Annotated in this window: 15 protein-coding genes; 4 read left to right on the top strand and 11 right to left on the bottom strand. The window is 67.5% G+C overall.

Going from position 1 to position 17,672, the window contains the following annotated elements:
* The first annotated feature begins 10 nt into the window (after positions 1 to 10).
* Both secG and ppc read left to right on the top strand, forming a co-directional pair.
* Entirely contained in the window at positions 11 to 244 is a 234-nt protein-coding gene (gene secG / locus QSJ19_RS18255; protein ID WP_187582325.1) for a preprotein translocase subunit SecG, read from the top strand.
* A 203-nt stretch (positions 245 to 447) separates the two neighbouring features.
* Complete coding sequence (gene ppc / locus QSJ19_RS18250; RefSeq protein ID WP_286322396.1) at positions 448 to 3,291, top strand: phosphoenolpyruvate carboxylase; 2,844 nt, start codon at positions 448 to 450, stop codon at positions 3,289 to 3,291.
* Here the strand turns inward: ppc and QSJ19_RS18245 are convergent.
* From QSJ19_RS18245 to tkt, 7 genes are all read right to left on the bottom strand, one after another.
* A complete protein-coding gene (locus QSJ19_RS18245) occupies positions 3,288 to 4,499 on the bottom strand; it encodes an IS4 family transposase (protein WP_286322395.1) in 1,212 nt (403 codons plus the stop codon). The genes ppc and QSJ19_RS18245 overlap by 4 nt on opposite strands.
* A 137-nt stretch (positions 4,500 to 4,636) precedes the next feature.
* Entirely contained in the window at positions 4,637 to 5,338 is a 702-nt protein-coding gene (locus tag QSJ19_RS18240; protein WP_286322394.1) for an NAD(P)H-dependent oxidoreductase, read from the bottom strand.
* A gap of 77 nt (positions 5,339 to 5,415) precedes the next feature.
* Positions 5,416 to 6,147 (bottom strand): 6-phosphogluconolactonase, encoded by a 732-nt coding sequence (pgl, locus tag QSJ19_RS18235; protein WP_286322393.1) that lies wholly within the window; start codon positions 6,145 to 6,147, stop codon positions 5,416 to 5,418.
* Positions 6,147 to 7,064, bottom strand: coding sequence for a glucose-6-phosphate dehydrogenase assembly protein OpcA (locus QSJ19_RS18230; RefSeq protein WP_286322392.1), 918 nt, complete (start codon positions 7,062 to 7,064; stop codon positions 6,147 to 6,149). The genes pgl and QSJ19_RS18230 overlap by 1 nt, the downstream gene beginning before the upstream one ends.
* Before the next feature lie 37 nt (positions 7,065 to 7,101).
* Positions 7,102 to 8,640, bottom strand: coding sequence for a glucose-6-phosphate dehydrogenase (zwf, locus tag QSJ19_RS18225; protein ID WP_286322391.1), 1,539 nt, complete (start codon positions 8,638 to 8,640; stop codon positions 7,102 to 7,104).
* Positions 8,641 to 8,644: 4 nt separating this feature from the next.
* Complete coding sequence (gene tal, locus QSJ19_RS18220; RefSeq protein WP_286322390.1) at positions 8,645 to 9,763, bottom strand: transaldolase; 1,119 nt, start codon at positions 9,761 to 9,763, stop codon at positions 8,645 to 8,647.
* 4 nt (positions 9,764 to 9,767) lie between these two features.
* Positions 9,768 to 11,864 carry a transketolase gene (gene tkt, locus QSJ19_RS18215; protein ID WP_286322389.1) on the bottom strand — a complete coding sequence of 699 codons (2,097 nt, stop codon included), beginning with the start codon at positions 11,862 to 11,864 and terminating at the stop codon, positions 9,768 to 9,770.
* A 269-nt stretch (positions 11,865 to 12,133) separates the two neighbouring features.
* Here tkt and QSJ19_RS18210 point away from each other — a divergent pair, with 269 nt between their 5' ends.
* The gene (locus tag QSJ19_RS18210; protein WP_502876238.1) at positions 12,134 to 13,120 is read left to right on the top strand and encodes a heme o synthase; all 987 of its coding nucleotides are present in this window, start codon (positions 12,134 to 12,136) and stop codon (positions 13,118 to 13,120) included.
* 173 nt (positions 13,121 to 13,293) lie between these two features.
* On the opposite strand, the gene QSJ19_RS18205 is transcribed toward QSJ19_RS18210, so the two are convergent.
* Positions 13,294 to 14,262: a quinone oxidoreductase family protein gene (locus QSJ19_RS18205; protein WP_286322387.1), complete on the bottom strand. Its 969-nt coding sequence runs from the start codon at positions 14,260 to 14,262 to the stop codon at positions 13,294 to 13,296.
* Between the two features lie 102 nt (positions 14,263 to 14,364).
* Here QSJ19_RS18205 and QSJ19_RS18200 point away from each other — a divergent pair, with 102 nt between their 5' ends.
* Complete coding sequence (locus QSJ19_RS18200) at positions 14,365 to 14,751, top strand: hypothetical protein (protein WP_286322386.1); 387 nt, start codon at positions 14,365 to 14,367, stop codon at positions 14,749 to 14,751.
* Positions 14,752 to 14,818: 67 nt separating this feature from the next.
* On the opposite strand, the gene QSJ19_RS18195 is transcribed toward QSJ19_RS18200, so the two are convergent.
* The 3 genes from QSJ19_RS18195 to QSJ19_RS18185 are packed head-to-tail and all read right to left on the bottom strand — an operon-like array spanning position 14,819 to position 17,648.
* Positions 14,819 to 15,844 carry a COX15/CtaA family protein gene (locus QSJ19_RS18195; protein ID WP_286322385.1) on the bottom strand — a complete coding sequence of 342 codons (1,026 nt, stop codon included), beginning with the start codon at positions 15,842 to 15,844 and terminating at the stop codon, positions 14,819 to 14,821.
* Complete coding sequence (locus QSJ19_RS18190) at positions 15,841 to 16,632, bottom strand: ABC transporter permease (RefSeq protein ID WP_286322384.1); 792 nt, start codon at positions 16,630 to 16,632, stop codon at positions 15,841 to 15,843. Before QSJ19_RS18190 ends, QSJ19_RS18195 begins: the two co-directional genes overlap by 4 nt.
* Complete coding sequence (locus tag QSJ19_RS18185; RefSeq protein ID WP_502876237.1) at positions 16,629 to 17,648, bottom strand: ABC transporter ATP-binding protein; 1,020 nt, start codon at positions 17,646 to 17,648, stop codon at positions 16,629 to 16,631. Before QSJ19_RS18185 ends, QSJ19_RS18190 begins: the two co-directional genes overlap by 4 nt.
* Positions 17,649 to 17,672 lie beyond the last annotated feature (24 nt).

The raw sequence follows: 17,672 nt of genomic DNA, 5'->3' as shown, positions 1-17,672 counted from the left end.
CTGACTACACGTGAAGCTCGCACTCGACATCGGATTGGTCATCACCAGTGTGTTGATGGTGGTGCTGGTGTTGCTGCACCGCGGCAAGGGCGGAGGTCTGTCCTCCCTGTTCGGTGGCGGTGTCCAGTCGAGCCTGTCCGGCTCGAGCGTCGTCGAGCGCAACCTCGACCGGCTCACTATCTTCGTCGGACTGATCTGGTTCATCTTCATCATCGGCATCGGGATCGACATCAAGCTCTCCTGAGCCACTCGCCGACCTCTCGGGGCATCATGGGCTGCCGGTGACCCACGCAGGGTGCGTCGCGGACGCCGTCCGGCAGTGCTGACACATCGGGCCGGATCGAGCGCTCGGGCGGTGCAGTTGCGCCTGGATCGGCGGGCGCGTACGACAATCACGGTCGACGGCCCCGAGATGCTACAGCCCGGGTATGCCGGGATACTGGACCCATGAGCGATTCGATCCCGGCCCCGTCCGTCGGTGCCGCTGACTGGCGACCGTCGATCTCCATCGTCGATCACATCACCGTCGACGACGAGGGTCGTGCACTGACCGAACCCTTGCGCGAGGACATCCGGCTCCTCGGCGGCATCCTCGGTGACGTCGTGCGGGAGCATTCGGGGGCCGAGGTGTTCGACCTCGTGGAGAACGCGCGCGTCGCTGCGTTCCGGATCCGTCGCTCCGAGATCGACCGCGATGACCTCGCCGATCTCTTCGCCGACCTCGAGATCGGTGTCGCGCTGCCGGTCATCCGGGCATTCACCAACTTCGGTCTGCTGGCGAACCTCGCAGAGGACATCCATCGTGAGCGTCGCCGAGCGATCCATGTACGCGCCGGGGATCCGCCGCAGGACAGCAGTCTCGCGGCGACGTACGCCAAGCTCGCAGCCGCCGGGCTGTCGGATGCCGAGGTGGGTGACGCGCTGGCGGATGCGGCGGTGGTCCCGGTCATCACCGCCCATCCGACCGAGACACGCCGCCGGACGATCTTCGAGGCGCAGAACCGCATCACCGAGCTGATGCGGTTCCGCGGCCGGACCGAGCTGACTCCCGACGAGGATGCCGAGGTCACCGAGGGTATCCGGCGTCAGATCCTCACCCTGTGGCAGACCGCGCTTATCCGCCTGGAGCGCCTGACCATCCAGGACGAGATCCGGTCGGGCCTGAGGTATTACGATGCCTCGTTCTTCGAGGTGGTCCCGCGGATCAACACCGCGGTGCGGGCGGCCCTGCGCGCCGCGTATCCGGAGGCCGGACTCGCCGACGACCCGATGCTGCGGATGGGTTCATGGATCGGCGGCGACCGTGACGGCAATCCGTATGTGACCGACGAGATCGTCGCGATGGCGACGACGCTCGCCGCCGAGACGGCGGTCGGTCATCACCTGGCCGAACTCGAGAACCTGGCCGAGGAATTGAGCATGTCCTCGCGGCTGATCGACACCTCGGACGCCCTGCTGGAATTGGCCGACGTCACCGCCGACGACCCGGCCGCCGACGAACCGTTCCGGGCGGCACTGCGCCACATCCGATCCCGACTCGCCGCGACCGCCAACCGCATGTTCGACGCCGACTTCCTGTCGTCGAACGACCTGTTCCTCGTCGACGGCCGGACACCGTACGCGGCGGCCGGCGAGCTGCTCGGCGACCTCGACATCATCGACACCGCATTGCGGGACAACCGCGACGACACCATCGCCGACGATCGGCTGCTGCGTCTGCGGGAGAGTGTGCGGACCTTCGGGTTCAATCTGTCCGGGCTCGACATGCGGCAGAACTCCGACATGCACGAGGAAGTGATCGCGGAGTTGCTCGCCTGGGCCGGTGTCCATCCGGACTATGCGTCCCTCGATGAGTCGGAGCGGGTCGAGATACTCACGGCCGAACTGGGTGCGCGGCGCCCGCTGACCCGCCCGGACGCGACACTCAGCGAACTCGCGACGAAGGAGCTGAACATCGTCCGTGCCGCCGCACGCGCGGTCGACACCTTCGGGCCGCAGGCGGTGCCGAACTACGTGATCAGCATGTGTACCTCGGTCAGCGACATGCTCGAACCGATGATCCTGTTGAAGGAAGCCGGTCTGATCGACATCGACGGCGACACCGGCAGGCTGACGTCCACGGTGCGGATCGTGCCCCTGTTCGAGACGATCGAGGACCTGCAGCAGGGCGCCGAGACGTTGCTCGCCGCGCTGGACATCCCGCTCTACCGCGATCTCGTCGACGGGCAGTCCGGCATGCAGGAGGTCATGCTCGGATATTCGGACTCCAACAAGGACGGCGGCTACATGGCCGCCAACTGGGCGCTCTATCGCGGTGAGCTCGATCTCGTCGAGGCCGCGACGAAGGCAGGCATACGACTGCGGCTGTTCCACGGACGCGGCGGGACCGTCGGCCGCGGTGGCGGACCCAGTTACGACGCCATCCTCGCCCAGCCGCCCGGTGCCGTACAGGGTTCGCTACGGATCACCGAGCAGGGCGAGATCATCGCCGCGAAGTACGCCGAACCCGTACTGGCCGAACGCAATCTGGAGACGTTGCTGGCCGCCACCATCGAGTCGTCGCTGCTCGACGTGGAGGGTCTCGGTGACGACTCCGAGGACGCCTACCGGATCATGGACGAGATCGCGGCGCTCGCACGCGCCGCCTACAGCGCTCTGGTCCACGAGACGCCCGGGTTCGTCGAGTACTTCACCACCTCGACGCCGCTGTCGGAGATCGGTGCGCTCAACATCGGCAGCCGACCGGCATCACGCAAGCAGACCGAGAAGATCTCGGATCTGCGAGCGATCCCGTGGGTGCTGTCGTGGACCCAGTCGCGCGTCATGCTCCCTGGCTGGTACGGCACCGGCGCCGCGTTCGAGCAGTGGGTCGGTGACGACGAGCAGCGCCTGGAGACGCTGCGCCGCTACTACGAGGAGTGGCCGTTCTTCCGCACGGTCATGTCCAACATGGCACAGGTGCTCGCCAAGTCCGACATGGGTCTCGCGCATCGCTATGCACAGCTCGTGCCTGACGAAACGTTGCGGGACACCGTGTTCGGGATGATCGTCGAGGAGCACGAACGCACCATCGGGATGTACTCGAGGATCACCGGCACCGACGATCTGCTCTCCGACAACGCCGCGCTCAAACGCTCCGTGTACAACCGCTTCCCGTACCTGGAGCCGCTGAACCTGCTGCAGGTGGAGTTGCTGCGACGATTCCGCGCCGGCGACGACGAACCCCGCGTGCGTCGCGGCATTCAGCTGACCATGAACGGCCTGGCGACCGCCTTGCGGAACTCCGGCTAGCGCCAATGCCGTTCATTTAAGGGTGACTGCCGGGTAATCCGCAGTGCTGCAACGAAACTGACTCGGTCAGGGTCGTGGCCGGCGTGGTCGGCGGCCTCGACCATGAGCGACCGGATCGCGTAGTGACAGCACAGGTGCCCCCAGATCTCTTGCAGTACCAGATCGGGTGATTTCGACCGCAGCACGGTGCGTGGTCCGCGTTGGTGGGTTTTGAGTTCGTCGAAGGCGATCTCGATCTCCCATCGCTCGGTGTAGGCGGCAGCCAGGTCGACCGCACTGACCTCGTCCGGGTCGAGCAGCGTGGTCAGCAGCCGGTACTGCTCAGGATTATCGCGCCCGTCGTCAATGGTGTAGTCGATGACCCGCACCATCATCGGTTCCGCGTGCCGCGCCTGGGCTGAATGTGTCTGCCGCAGCTCGGCGAGCCAGGATCGGTCCGGCAAATCCTTGACATGGCGCGGATTCGGCCCCGTCTGGTCGGTCCGCACCCGCCACAACAGATCTGCGCCGGTAGCTATGGCCTTGCGCCACAATGCATACGAGAACACTCCACGATCGGCGGTGACCAGCATCCCCGGCTGCAAACGAGGTAGAAGGGTGTCGATCAGCACCGCCTCGGACTGAGAGTAGGTGCCCACCGCGGCCGCGAAGATCCCATGCGTGCCACATTCGGCGAGCGCCACCATCCGCGCCATCGGGAACGCCGATCGTTCGCCCTTGCTCACCCCCGGCCGGCCGAAGTACTCGTCGTTGACCTCGGTATCAGCCACGTCCAGGCACGTGCCATCGACGGCGACCAGCCGCCGTCCCGCCAACCACACCCCCGGCGTCGTCGCCGTGCCCAACGGCCGTGCGACCCGCTCGAACAACGCCTTCACCGGCGCCGATCCCAACCGGGTCCGGGCCTGAAAGATCGCCGACTTACTCGGCGGACGATACGTCTCCCGCCACCCCGACGCCCACGACAAACCATCGGTGAGCTGGGACAACACATCCTCATACGAGCCCTCGGCATACAGCGCCATCCCGATCGAGAAGTACGCCATCACCCGCGCGGGCAACGCCCGCGAACGCACCTCGGTCCGACCCGCCTCCGCAACCACCTCATCCACCAGACCCGGCGGAAAAGTCCGCGTCAACACCCCCACCGACACCACATCCGACAACCGACGATCCGACTCAGGCTTCACCCACCCAGCACGAGGCATACATCCAAACTACACCCTTGCAAGCTTAACTGAACGGTATTGCGGCTAGCGCTCGGCTAGCGCCGTCGTCGCAGACCCCGGGATGCGGACCTCGGGACCCCGGGATGCGGACCCCGGGACGCGAGCCCGCGAGCGGGTCACCCGGTGAAGCGATGTGCGGCATTGCCGCTCGCGCCCACCGACACCTCCGGGCAGAGCCGGATCGAGTGATCGTAGTAGCGCTCGTCGAGTGGTAGGTAGGGGATCGGGGATTCGTCGGCGACACCGGCGAGACGATCGGCCAGCCGCTGTTCGACGTCGCCGACCTTGGTGCTGTCGACATCGCGCGCCCGGGTGATGAGATGTGGGCGCAGCGCCTGCATGCCCGTGTACCACAGGGTGCCGTGCAGCGTGGTCCACAGCACGTCCTCGACATCGCCGCTGATACCCCGTGGGCCGAGGCTGCCGGGCCGGTCTCCGGCGGTCACGATCGTCAGCGCGCGTCGGCCGACGAGTCCGCCGTCGCCGTACTTCCGGGCCCGACCGGTGTCGGGATCGATGACGTCATAGGCGAAACCGGCTTCGAAGACCCGGTCGACCCAGCCCTTCATGATCGCGGGCATCCCGTACCACCAGAGCGGGAACTGCAGGACGACGAGATCGGCGTCGAGGAGTTTTCGCTGCTCGACCTCGACGTCGGGGCCGCCCTCGTCGCGCAGGATCGGATCCCAGTCCATCGCATACAGATCCGAGGACTCGACATCCCATCCGTGCGTACGCAACAGGTCACTGCCGAACCGGTACAGGTGATGATTGAGGGACCCCTCGTCGGGGTGCGCCACGACCCAGAGTGCTCGCATGGCCGGTGCAACGCGACCATGGGCGCAGATCATTCCGACGCCACCGTCGTCGCAGGTCAGCCGCAGTGTCGGCGGCGTCAGAGACGCGCGGCGGCACCGCGGTCGAGGAACCAGACGGTCTCGTCGGTTCCGTGGGCGCCGGCGCACGGCCAGTCGGCGGCATGCGCCCCGGTGTGGGCCGCCGACACGGCCTCCGCCTTGTCGTCACCGGCCACGAGGAACCAGACCGCCTTGCTGCGATTGACCACCGGCAGGGTGAGGGTGATCCGACGCGCGGGTGGTTTGGGTGAATCCTCGACGGCGACAACGGTCTTCTCGGTCTCGGCGGTGGCCGAGCTGTGCGGGAAGAGGGAATTGATGTGTCCCTCGCCGCCCATGCCCAACAGGTGGAGATCGAAGTGCGGCACTCGTCCGGCGCCGAATCGTTCGAGGACACCGGCGTAGTCGGCGGCCGCGGCGTCGATGTCGTCGCCGAACTCGCCGTCGGACGGCGCCATCGCATGCACACGTGATGGATCGACCGGGACGTGGTCGAGGAGGGCGTCACGGGCCTGCCCGTAGTTGCGTTCCGGGTCGTCGGCCGGCACGAACCGGTCGTCGCCCCAGAACAGGTCGACCCGGCCCCAGTCGATGTCGCCGCTGTCCTCGGCGAGGGCGCGCAGGATCGCGATACCGTTGCTCCCACCGGTCAGCACGACCGAGGCCACACCGTGGTCCGACTGCGCACGCGTCACCAGATCGACGAACCGCCGCGCGGCGGTCGTCACCAGTTCGCCTTTGTCGTCGAAGACCAGTGTCTCCGGGGTCATCACGCCACCTCTCCGTCGACCTCGATCTCGGTCACCCCGCTCAGCGCCTGTTCGTACACCTCGTCGATGTCGAGCCGCCGCAGTTCCTCGGCGAGTAGAAGCGGCAACTCGCGTCGCGACATCGCCACGCGCCCATCGGGTTTGCCGGGCATGGTGAGCACCGCGTTGTTGTTCTGGTCGACCGCCAGTACGGTGGGGCCGTCCTCGCGGATCAGTCGCACCTCGAAGCTTCCCAGGCGGCGGGTCGTCGGCACCTGCAGCGAGGACCGCAACCATCCGGCGAGCAGATCGACGCCGGGGGAGTCGCCGGGACCGGTCACCTCCACCGCGGTGATGGCCGAGTGCGGCGGTCGGTCGACGGCCGATGCCAACAGTGCCCGCCAGTGGGTGATCTGGGTCCATGCGAGGTCGGAGTCACCCGGCGCATAGGTGGCGAGCCGACGGGCGAGCACCGTCCGCGGATTCGCCGACCGGCTCGCATCGAGGATCCGTCGACGCCCGAGGGTGCCCATCGGATCCCGCGCCGGGTCCTCGGGCGCGTTGCCCGGCCACCAGGTGACCACCGGGGTGTCCGGCAACAGGAACGGGGTGACCACCGATCGCGGATGATTCGCCAGATCTCCCTGCAGGGTGAGCACCACGACCTCGGACGCACCCGCGTCACCACCGACCCGGATCTCGGCGTCGAGCCGCGACTCGGAGTCCCGGGCGCCGCGGCACACCACGATCACGCGACTCGGATGCTCGCTGCTCGCGCCGATCGCGGCCTCGATGGCGCCCTCGGTGGGCTCACCGTGATCCGCACAGACCACGAGCGTCAGGACGCGTCCGAGACTGATCGCACCGCCCGATTCACGGACCTCGACGATCTTCTTGGCCACGACATTGGTGGAGGTGTCCGGGAGTTCGACGATCATCGTGGCTCATCCTGTCGGTTGTTCTCACGCCGTACGGTCATGGTCGCCGCCAACTGCGACCCACCCGCTCCATCATCTCGTCGGCCGAGCCGGGTCCCCAGGTCCCCGACTCGTAGGTGTCCGGCCGACCCCTCTCCGCCCACGCCTCGATCACCGGATCGAGGATGCGCCACGACAATTCGACTTCCTCGTTCACCGGGAACAACGACGGCTCACCCAGCAGCACGTCCAGGATCAGACGCTCATACGCCTCGGGTGACGCCTCGGTGAACGCCGTGCCGTAACTGAAGTCCATGTTGACGTCGCGCACTTCCATGCTCGACGCCGGCACCTTCGACCCGAATCGCAGGGTGATGCCCTCGTCGGGCTGGACCCGGATCACCAAGGCGTTCTGGCTCAGTTCCTCGGTCATGGTCTTGTCGAACGGTAGATGGGGCGCACGTCTGAAGACCAGTGCGATCTCGGTGACCCGCCGGCCGAGACGTTTCCCGGTCCGCAGATAGAACGGCACGCCGGCCCAGCGCCGGGAGTCGACCTCGAGGGCGATCGCGGCATAGGTCTCCGTGGTGGAGTCCTTCGCGAAACCCTCCTCGTCGAGCAGGCCGGACACCTTCTGGCTGCCCTGCCACCCGGGGCCGTACTGGCCACGGGCGGTGTTCTCGTCGAGCGGCAGGATGTTGCGTGTCGCGGCCAGGACCTTGATCTTCTCGGCCTGTAATTGCTTGGGCTCGAAGGAGATCGGCTCCTCCATCGCCACCAGCGCCATCAGTTGGAGCAGGTGGTTCTGGATGACGTCGCGGGCCGCGCCGATGCCGTCGTAGTATCCGGCACGACCGCCCAGCCCGATGTCCTCGGCCATCGTGATCTGGACATGGTCGACGTAGTGGGAACTCCAGAGCGGGTCGAACAACTGGTTCGCGAACCGCAACGCCAGGATGTTCTGCACCGTCTCTTTGCCGAGATAGTGGTCGATGCGGAAGACCGACGACTCGGGGAACACGCTGTTGACGATCGCGTTGAGTTCCTTCGCCGACTCGAGGTCGTGCCCGAAGGGCTTCTCGATGACGACGCGCCGCCAATTGTCCTCGTCCTCGGTGGCCAGACCGCTCCGGTGCAGCTGCTCGCAGACGGTCGGGAAGGCCTTCGGCGGGATCGACAGATAGAAGGCGTGATTCCCGTCGGTGCCGCGTTCCTTGTCGAGGCGGTGCAGGGTTTCCTTCAAGCGGTCGAACGCGTCATCGTCGTCGAACGAGCCCTGCACGAACCGGAAGCCCTCGGCGAGCCGTTCCCATACCTCCTCGCGGAACCCGGTGCGTGCGTGATCTCGCACCGCGTCGTGGACGACGGTGGCGAAGTCCTCGTCGTCCCAGTCCCGGCGGGCGAAGCCCACCAGCGCGAACGACGGCGGCAGCAGGCCCCGGTTCGCGAGGTCGTACACCGCCGGCATCAGCTTCTTGCGTGCGAGATCGCCGGTGACGCCGAAGATGATCAGGCTGCACGGTCCCGCGATGCGCGGCAGTCGCTTGTCGCGGGGATCGCGCAGCGGGTTGGTCCAGTCCGAAGCGGTGCCGGCCACCCGGTCAGCCCTTCGCGGCGGAGAGCTGCTCGGCCGTGGCGTCGAGCAACTCGTTCCACGCATCCTCGAACTTCTGGACACCCTCGTCCTCGAGAACCGCGAAGACATCGGCGACGTCGATGCCCGCCGCGGCGATCTTGTCGAAGATCTCCTGCGATTCGGCGGCGAGTCCGATGATCGAACCGGTGTTGACCCAGCCGTGATCGGCGAACGCATCCATCGTCTTGCCCGGCATGGTGTTCACCGTGTTCGGGGCGACGAGCTCGCTGACGTAGAGCGTGTCGGGGTAGTCGGGATTCTTCACGCCGGTCGAGGCCCACAGCGGGCGCTGCGGCCGGGCGCCCTGTGCCAGCAGGTCCGGGAACCGCGACTCGACCTCGAACACCTCCTGGTAGGCCTGATAGGCCAGGCGGGCGTTCGCCAGGGCGGCCTTGCCCTTCAGGTCGGTGGCTTCCGGCGTGCCGATCGCATCGAGGCGCTTGTCGATCTCGGTGTCCACGCGGGAGACGAAGAACGACGCCACCGAATGGATCGTCGAGAGATCGTGGCCTGCCTGGGCTGCGGCGTCGAGGCCGTCGAGGTAGGCGTCCATGACGCCCTTGTAGCGCTCGACCGAGAAGATCAGGGTCACGTTGACGCTGATGCCTTCGGCGAGGGTGCGCGTGATCGCCGGCAGACCTGCCCGGGTGGCCGGGATCTTGATCAGCAGATTCGGGCGGTCGACGATCTTCCACAGCTCGACCGCTTGGGCGACGGTGCCGTCGGTGTCGTGGGCCAGTCGGGGATCCACCTCGATGGACACACGGCCGTCGACACCGTGGGAGGCCTCGAAGACCGGCGCGAGGACGTCGCAGGCGTTACGGACGTCGTCGGTGGTCACGGTGCGGATGGTGGCATCGACGTCGGCGCCGCGGGCGGCCAGCTCGTTGACCTGGGCGTCGTAGCTGGTGCCCTTGGACAGCGCGGCCTGGAAGATCGACGGGTTGGTGGTGACGCCGACGACCGACTTGGTCTCGGTCAGCCCCTTGAGGTCACCGGAGCCGATGAGGTCTCTCGACAGATCGTCGAGCCACACGGACACACCGGCTTGGGACAGTTCGGCCAATTTCGGATTCTGCGACATGCTTCTATCCCTTCACGTTGGCGATCGAACGCTGTGCTGCGGCAACGGTGGCGTCGGGAGTGATCCCGAACTCCTTGTACAGCGTCTTGTAGTCCGCGGATTCCCCGTAATGCTCGAGCGATACACATTCGCCGAATCCGCCGACGATCTTGTGCCACGACATCGCGATGCCGGCCTCGACGGAGACCCGGGCCTTCACGGTCGGCGGCAGCACCTGGTCGCGGTAGTTCTGGTCCTGGCTGTCGAACCACTCCATACACGGCATCGACACCACCCGGGTACCGATGCCCTGCGTTTCGAGGGTCTCGGCCGCGGCCACCGCGATCTCGACCTCGGAACCGGTGGCGATGAGGATCACGTCGGGTGCGGGAGTCGAGGACTCGACCAGAACGTAGCCACCCTTGGCGACGCCCTCGGCGGAGGTGTTGGCGAGCACGGGGACCTTCTGCCGGGTCAGGCAGAGCCCGACGGGCCCACTGCTGCTGGATTTGCCGAGCACGGTCTTCCAGGCGGCAGCGGTCTCGTTCGCATCGGCCGGGCGGACCACACTCAGGTTCGGGATGGCCCGCAACGCGGACAAATGCTCGATCGGCTGGTGCGTGGGACCGTCCTCGCCGAGACCGATGGAGTCGTGGGTCCACACGTAGATGGGGTCGATGTCCATCAGTGACGCCAGCCGGACGGCGGGACGCATGTAGTCGCTGAACTGGAGGAACGTCCCGCCGTACGCGCGGGTCGGTCCGTGCAGCACGATGCCGGACAGGATGGCGGCCATCGCGTGCTCGCGGACGCCGAAATGCAGTGTGCGACCGTAGGGTTCGGCATTCCAGTCGTCGGTGGTGATCGATGTCGGTCCGAACGAGTCGGCACCCTTGATCGTGGTGTTGTTGCTGCCGGCGAGGTCGGCGGACCCGCCCCACAGCTCCGGCAGCACCGGGCCCACCGCGCTGAGCACGTCGCCGGAGGCCGAACGCGTCGCCACCGAGTCGCCGGTCTTCCACGTCGGTAGCACATCGGCCCATCCGGACGGCAGCCTGTCCTGACTGACCCGGTCGAACAGTTCTTTGCGCTCGGGCTCGCGGGCCACCCACGCGTTGAAATCGGACTCCCACTCTTGATGGGCCTTGCGGCCGCGGTCGACCAGCGCACGCGTGTGTCCGATCACCTCGTCGGTGACCTCGAAGTTCTTGTCCGGATCGAATCCGAGGATCTTCTTCGTGGCGGCGACCTCGTCGTCGCCCAGCGCGGCGCCGTGCGCCGCACCGGTGTTCATCTTCGTCGGTGCCGGGTAGCCGATGATGGTCCGCAGCACGATGATCGACGGCCGGTCGGTGACCTTCTTGGCCTCGGCGACAGCCTTCTCGATGGCCACGACGTCCTCGCCGCCCTCGACGACCTGCACGTGCCAGCCATATGCCTCGTAGCGCTTGGCGGTGTCCTCGGACAGGGCGATCTTCGTGTCGTGCTCGATGGAGATCTTGTTGTCGTCGTAGAACAGGATCAGATTGCCGAGCTGCTGGGTCCCGGCCAGCGACGACGCCTCCGAGGTCACGCCCTCCTCGATGTCGCCGTCCGAGGCCACCGCATAGATGTAGTGGTCGAACGGGCTCTCGCCCCACGCCGGAGACGGATCGAAAAGCCCGCGCTCGCGTCGCGACGCCATCGCCATACCGACGGCCGAGGCGAGTCCCTGGCCGAGCGGCCCGGTGGTGATCTCGACGCCGCGGGTGTGACGGAACTCCGGGTGTCCCGGGGTCGTGGACTTGTAGGTCCGCAGCGCCTCGATGTCGGAGAGTTCGAGGCCGAACCCGCCGAGATACAGCTGGATGTACAGCGTCAGGCTCGAGTGCCCGCACGAGAGGATGAACCGGTCGCGGCCGACCCAGTCGGTGTCGGCGGGATCATGCCGCATCACCCGCTGGAAGAGGGTGTAGGCGAGGGGAGCGAGACTCATCGCGGTGCCGGGATGGCCGCTGCCGCATTTCTGCACGGCGTCCGCGGCCAGGATCCGGACGGTGTCCACGGCTCGGGTGTCCACGTCGGTCCAGTCGTCCGGGTAGGACGGCTTGGTCAGTGCACTGATGTCATCTGTGAGCGCCACGGTCGTGCTGTCTCCTGTACCTGGTCGGTTGCGATGGTTATCGGTTGCGAGGGTGGGCGGAATCTGATCGGCCGATGGTGTGCTTCGGCAGCTACGAGGTCCAGAGTAATCGGCCGCACTTCCAGGCGGCGCGGTGAGTGACGTGAAGGTGGGCGGGACTCGATTCTTCGATCGCCGAACCCACGGTCTACCATGCTGTGTAGTAGCCCGCGGCTGCGTTGCCGCGCCGCCCGGGCAGACGAGGAGCAGCCGTGAGGATTGGGGATCGTGTGAGCGGAGATCTGTCCGCCGCATCCCGTGGTACCCATGGCGAGACGGTTCCGGCAGCCGCGCCGACCGACACGAAATCGTCGGTCCCGTCCCGCGTCCGGGCCACCGTCCTGGCCTACGTCGCACTGACGAAGCCCCGCGTGATCGAGCTGCTCCTGGTGGCGACGATCCCGGTGATGCTGCAGGCCGACCGCGGCCACGTCGACATCGCGCTCATCGCCGCCACCCTGCTCGGTGGTTGGCTCGGCGCCGGCAGCGCGAACACCCTCAACATGGTCGCCGACGCCGACATCGATCAGAAGATGAAGCGCACGGCCCGTCGGCCGCTGGCCCGGCACGCGGTGTCCACCCGCAGCGCACTGATCTTCGGCATCGTGCTCTGGCTCGGATCGTTCGGCGTTCTCTGGTGGGCGGCCAATCTGCTGAGCGCGCTGCTCGTGACGGCGACGATCGCGTTCTACGTCGGCGTCTACACGATGATCCTCAAACGACGTACCTGGCAGAACGTCGTCTGGGGCGGCGCCGCCGGATGCATGCCCACCCTGGTGGGCTGGGCAGCCGTGACCGGGACGATCGGCTGGCAGCCGATCGTGCTGTTCCTGGTGGTCTTCTTCTGGACACCGCCCCACACCTGGGCGCTGGCGATGCGCTACAAGGAGGATTACCGCGCCGCGGGGGTCCCGATGCTGCCGGTCATCGCGACCGAGGAACGTGTGACCCGGCAGATGGTCTTCTACACCTGGGCCACCGTCATCAGCTCACTCGTGCTGATCGCCGGGACCAGCTGGATCTACGCTGCGGTCGCCGTACTGTCCGGCGGATGGTTCGCCAGTCGGGTGCAGAAGCTGTACAAGGAGACCCGCGCCGGTGCCGAGGTGGCGCCGCTGAAGATCTTCCTCCAGTCCAACGAATATCTCGCGATCCTCTTCTGCGGCCTCGCCATCGATGCGGTCGTCAACCTCCCCCTGATCACCAGCTACTTCTGAGTCGCAGCGCTTCTGAACTCGCAGTGCTTCTGTGTCGCAGTGCCGCAGCGCCGTCGGCGTCTGCGGTCCCCTCCGGAACTCGCCGCCCGTGCCCTGAAATCCGCCGACGCTGCCCACGATCTCCCCGACCGGGTCCGGTCGATGTCGATCAGGGTCAGTCGAGTCGCCCCGCGTCAGTCCGGGAGCAGTACGGTGGCGCCGGTGGTGGCGCGGTTCTCGAGATCTTCATGGGCCTGCGCGGCGTCGGAGAGCCGATAACGCTGGCCGACGCGGACGTCGATGTCGCCGTCGGCGATCGCCCCGAGGAACTCACCCGCACGCCACCGCAACTCGTCGGTGCCGGCGATGAAATGCGCCAGGGTGGGTCGCGTCACGGACAGTGACCCGGCCGGGTTGAGACGTTGGAGGTCGAAGGGCGGCACCGGTCCCGAGGCCGCACCGAAGAGCACGATGATCCCGCGGACCGCGGTGGAGGCCAGCGATTGCTCGAAGGTGTCGGCACCGACGCCGTCGTAGACCACCGGCACCCCACGACCGTCGGTCAACGAACGAACCTCTTCGGCCAGCGAGTCGCCGTAGCGCAAGACGTGGTCGGCCCCGGCGGCCGACGACAGATCGGCCTTCTCGTCGGTCGACACCGTCGTGATGACGCGCAGGCCCCGACGCTTGGCGAGCTGGGTCAGGATGAGTCCGACGCCACCCGCGCCGGCGTGGACGAGGACGGTGTCGCCGGGACCGGGATGTGCACTGCCGTCCAGCAGGTAATGCGCGGTGAGACCGCGCAGCATCGCCGAGCCGGCCGCGTCGTCGGGGACGCCGTCGGGCACCGGGACGGCCCGAGACGCGGGGACCGCCACGAGTTCGGCATAGCTTCCCGGGCCGTCGACCCAGCAGACACGTCGGCCGACGTCAATGCCGTCGACGTCGGCGCCGACCGACACGACCTCACCGGCTCCCTCTGAACCGGGGATGTACGGCGGCGTCGACGGATACAGGCCACGTCGCAGATAGGTGTCGATGAAGTTCACGCCGATGGCGGCGGTGCGGACCAGGATCTCGCCGGGCGCCGGGATCGGATCGTCGACGGTGCCGAACTCGAGGACCTCGGGACCACCGTGACGGACCACCTGGATTGCGCGCATGGGTCAGTTCTACCGCATGGCCGACCCGCACCCGTGCACCCGACATCCTATCCACCGATGGCGGCGAGGCCGGTGACACCGACCCCGGTATATTCGAACACCATGAGCGAGCAGCAGGATTCGGAGAACACCGGTACTCCCGTCGCCGAGACCACCGCCGTGACGGCACCGCAGGACGTCGTGGCATCCGTGCGGGGATTCATCTCGCGCGAGGGCGGATCGGCCACAGCGGTCCTGCAGCCGATCGGGGCCGCAGGGGTGCGCATCACCCTCGTCGGGGAGAAGGGCGGGATCCTCGGAGACCGCGTCGTCACCGACATCGCGACGGCCGAAGCGGTCGTCTCAGCCATCGAGGGCCTCGAGACCGCGGAATGGGACCGGGACCTGACCTCAGCGGCGAACGTGTCGCCGTCGCATTACCGCAAGATGGCCGGCTGGGTAGCTCACCAGAAGCGCTTCCCGAAGGCACGCAACAGCGCCATTCTCTGACCGGCGCCGTTCTCTGACCGTCATCCGGTCCTGACCCGGCGGCTCCGGCGGACCGCAGGTGACCGGGCTAGGAGGTCGCGGACGGCTGCTCGGCGACGACGGTCGGCGTCCCGAACTGCAGGATCAACCAGGTCGCGCAGATCAACAGCAAAGCGCTGACGGTCATGTGGATGATCACGAGCACGATCGGCAGACCCGTGTTGTATTGCACGACGCCGACCACGCCCTGGATGGCGAGCAGTCCCAGGAACGTGTAGGCCGTCTTCTGCTCGTCGACGGCGAGCACGTGGGTGAACACCGCGATCGCCACCGCCAGACCGATCAGCACGAACACCGAGTCAGCGTGCAGCTGAGTCGCGTGGTCGGGGGCCAGGCCGTTGCGCGGCGCCTCGGTGTCACCGGCGTGGGGTCCCGAGCCGGTGACCACGGTGCCCAGGTAGATCACCGCCCAGGTGACCAGATATTGCAGCACGGCCAGACCGCGGCCGAGCCGGGTACCGGGGCCGGCCGGGGCGGGTGGTGCGCTGGGCCGCAACCGGAAGACCAGCACGGTGGCGCCGGACACCAGGATCATCGACAACACGAAATGCAGCGAGACGACCCACGGGTTGAGCTTGGTGAGCACGGTGATGCCGCCGATGACGCCCTGGAACGGGATGCCCAGTGCGAGCACGGTGACCAGCCACCGCTCCCGCCGCTGGGCACGGCTGTAGCGGACGACCGCCGTGAACGCCGCGATCGCGATGACGATGAGCACCCAGGTGAGCATCCGGTTACCGAACTCGATGACACCGTGCACACCGAGTGCGCCGTGCGGGACGAAGGAGTCGTCGGTGCAGCGCGGCCACGTCGGGCAGCCGAGTCCGGAACCGGTGAGACGCACGGCGCCGCCGGTCGCCACGATGCCGACGTTGGCGACGAGCAACGCGACCGCCCACCAGTACACGAACCGTGCTGTGGGACGGCCGAATCCGGGAACGCGGTCGAAGCGTCCGCCGCGTGACCGGGGGACGGGCGACTCCGCGGTGTGCACCCCCGACGACGCTGCCGGGGCAGACCCTGCCGTGGATGAGGACTCATTGGACACAGTCATTCGAACCGAAACCACCTCACCGCGAACACGGCTGCGACAGCCGCCCACGCCACCAACACGCAGATTCCGAACACGTCCACCGACCCGTGCGTGGCCTGTCCCAGCGCCTCGGTCAGGGCGCCCGACGGTACGCATCGCGCCGCCCACTGCGCCGCCTCGGGCACATGGTCACCCGTCACGACGAGGCTGCCGACGCCGACCAGCGCGAACCACAGCAGGTTGGCGAGGGCCAGGACGACCTCGGCCTTCAACGTGCCGCCGAGCAGGAGGCCGAGCGCGGAGAACGTGACGGTCCCCAGCGCGATCAGCATGGCGCCCAGGAACAGCCCCACCAGCGAGGGGCGCCATCCGAACGCGAGTCCGATCCCGCCGACGATGACCGCCTGCAGGGCCACCACGATCGTCACGGCGATGGACTTGCCGGCGATGATGCCCCAGCGCGGCAGGGGAGTCGCTCCCAGTCGTTTCAGCGCGCCGTAGCGCCGGTCGAAGCCGAGGGCGATCGCCTGGCCGGTGAACGCTGTCGACATGATCGCTACGGTCATGATCGCCGGCACGAAGGTGGTGGCCCGCTCGGCCGTCGACGACCCGAGACCGGTGTCGACGGGCAGCAGGCACAGGCCGACCAGCAACGTGATCGGGATGAACATGGTGAGCAGCAGCTGCTCCCCGTTGCGCAGCAGGAGCGTCAGCTCCATGCGTGATTGGGCGATCAGGATCGCCGGGAGCGACGCGGCGCGCGGACGGGGCGTGAACGTGCCGGGAGTGAAGCGGTTGGCGGTGGTCATGAACGCAGGGCCCGTCCGGTGAGGTCGAGGAAGACGTCGGAGAGGCTGCGTGTCTCGACCCGGAGGTCGGTGGCCAGGACGTCGATCTTCGCGCACCACGCGGTGACGGTCGCGAGCACCTGAGGTGTCACCGGCCCGTTGTCGACGAGATAACACCCCGGTGCTGTCTCCGTGCACCGGTGCTCCTCGGGCAGGGCGAGCACCAACAGAGACAGATCGAGACCACGGGGGGCTGTGAACCGCAGTTCGTTCTCGGCGCCGCGGCTGGTGAGGTCGGCGGGCGTCCCGGCGGCGACGACACGACCATTGTCGATGATGACGACCCGATCGGCGAGTCCTTCGGCCTCATCCATGAGATGGGTGGTGAGCAGTACGGACACACCGTCAGCGCGGAGGCGTTCGATCAACTCCCACACCATGATCCGGGCATGGGCGTCGAGTCCCGCGGTGGGTTCGTCGAGGAAGACCAGTTCGGGCCGTCCGACGATGGCGCAGGCCAGCGACAGCCGTTGCTGCTGACCACCGGACAGCCGGCGGAACGAGGTGTGTGCGCAGTCGGCGAGTCCGAGCACCTCCAGCAACCAACCCGGGTCGATGGGGTCCGCGCTGTAGGCGGCGCACAGCCGGAGCATCTCCTCGGCCCGCGCCCCCGGATAGGCGCCACCACCCTGCAGCATGACCCCGATGCGCCGACGCAGGACGTCGTTGTCGACGGCCGGATCGTGCCCGAGGACCGACACCGATCCGGCGTCGGCGGTCAGGAACCCCTCGCAGATCTCGACGGTGGTCGTCTTGCCCGCGCCGTTGGGTCCGAGGAGGGCGAGGACCGAACCGGTCGGCAGTTCCAGGTCGAGCCCGTCGACGGCGGTCCGCTCGCCATAGCGTTTGATCAGGCCGGTGACCCGCAGCGCGAGGGCCGACGGATCCGCGGCGGTCACGGTGCGACCATCGACCGGTCGATGATCGGGCCGTCGATCATCTCCGTGGTACCGCTCTCGCATCGTCGTGCCGCGCACACTGGCCAGACTATGCTTTCGTGC

Source organism: Gordonia sp. ABSL11-1 (assembly GCF_030315685.1).
Taxonomy (GTDB): domain Bacteria; phylum Actinomycetota; class Actinomycetes; order Mycobacteriales; family Mycobacteriaceae; genus Gordonia.
Note: the sequence above shows the minus strand (reverse complement) of the source record. Positions and strands in the feature narration are given on the sequence as shown.

What these genes read in the sequence shown, in the direction of transcription:
- QSJ19_RS18205 (WP_286322387.1), bottom strand. Translation starts at nt 14,262, where the DNA reads ATGCGCGCAATCCAGGTGGTCCGTCACGGTGGTCCCGAGGTCCTCGAG.
- QSJ19_RS18245 (WP_286322395.1), bottom strand. Translation starts at nt 4,499, where the DNA reads ATGCCTCGTGCTGGGTGGGTGAAGCCTGAGTCGGATCGTCGGTTGTCG.
- QSJ19_RS18195 (WP_286322385.1), bottom strand. Translation starts at nt 15,844, where the DNA reads ATGACTGTGTCCAATGAGTCCTCATCCACGGCAGGGTCTGCCCCGGCA.
- QSJ19_RS18190 (WP_286322384.1), bottom strand. Translation starts at nt 16,632, where the DNA reads ATGACCACCGCCAACCGCTTCACTCCCGGCACGTTCACGCCCCGTCCG.
- pgl (WP_286322393.1), bottom strand. Translation starts at nt 6,147, where the DNA reads ATGACCCCGGAGACACTGGTCTTCGACGACAAAGGCGAACTGGTGACG.
- tal (WP_286322390.1), bottom strand. Translation starts at nt 9,763, where the DNA reads ATGTCGCAGAATCCGAAATTGGCCGAACTGTCCCAAGCCGGTGTGTCC.
- QSJ19_RS18230 (WP_286322392.1), bottom strand. Translation starts at nt 7,064, where the DNA reads ATGATCGTCGAACTCCCGGACACCTCCACCAATGTCGTGGCCAAGAAG.
- QSJ19_RS18200 (WP_286322386.1), top strand. Translation starts at nt 14,365, where the DNA reads ATGAGCGAGCAGCAGGATTCGGAGAACACCGGTACTCCCGTCGCCGAG.
- ppc (WP_286322396.1), top strand. Translation starts at nt 448, where the DNA reads ATGAGCGATTCGATCCCGGCCCCGTCCGTCGGTGCCGCTGACTGGCGA.
- QSJ19_RS18240 (WP_286322394.1), bottom strand. Translation starts at nt 5,338, where the DNA reads ATGCGAGCACTCTGGGTCGTGGCGCACCCCGACGAGGGGTCCCTCAAT.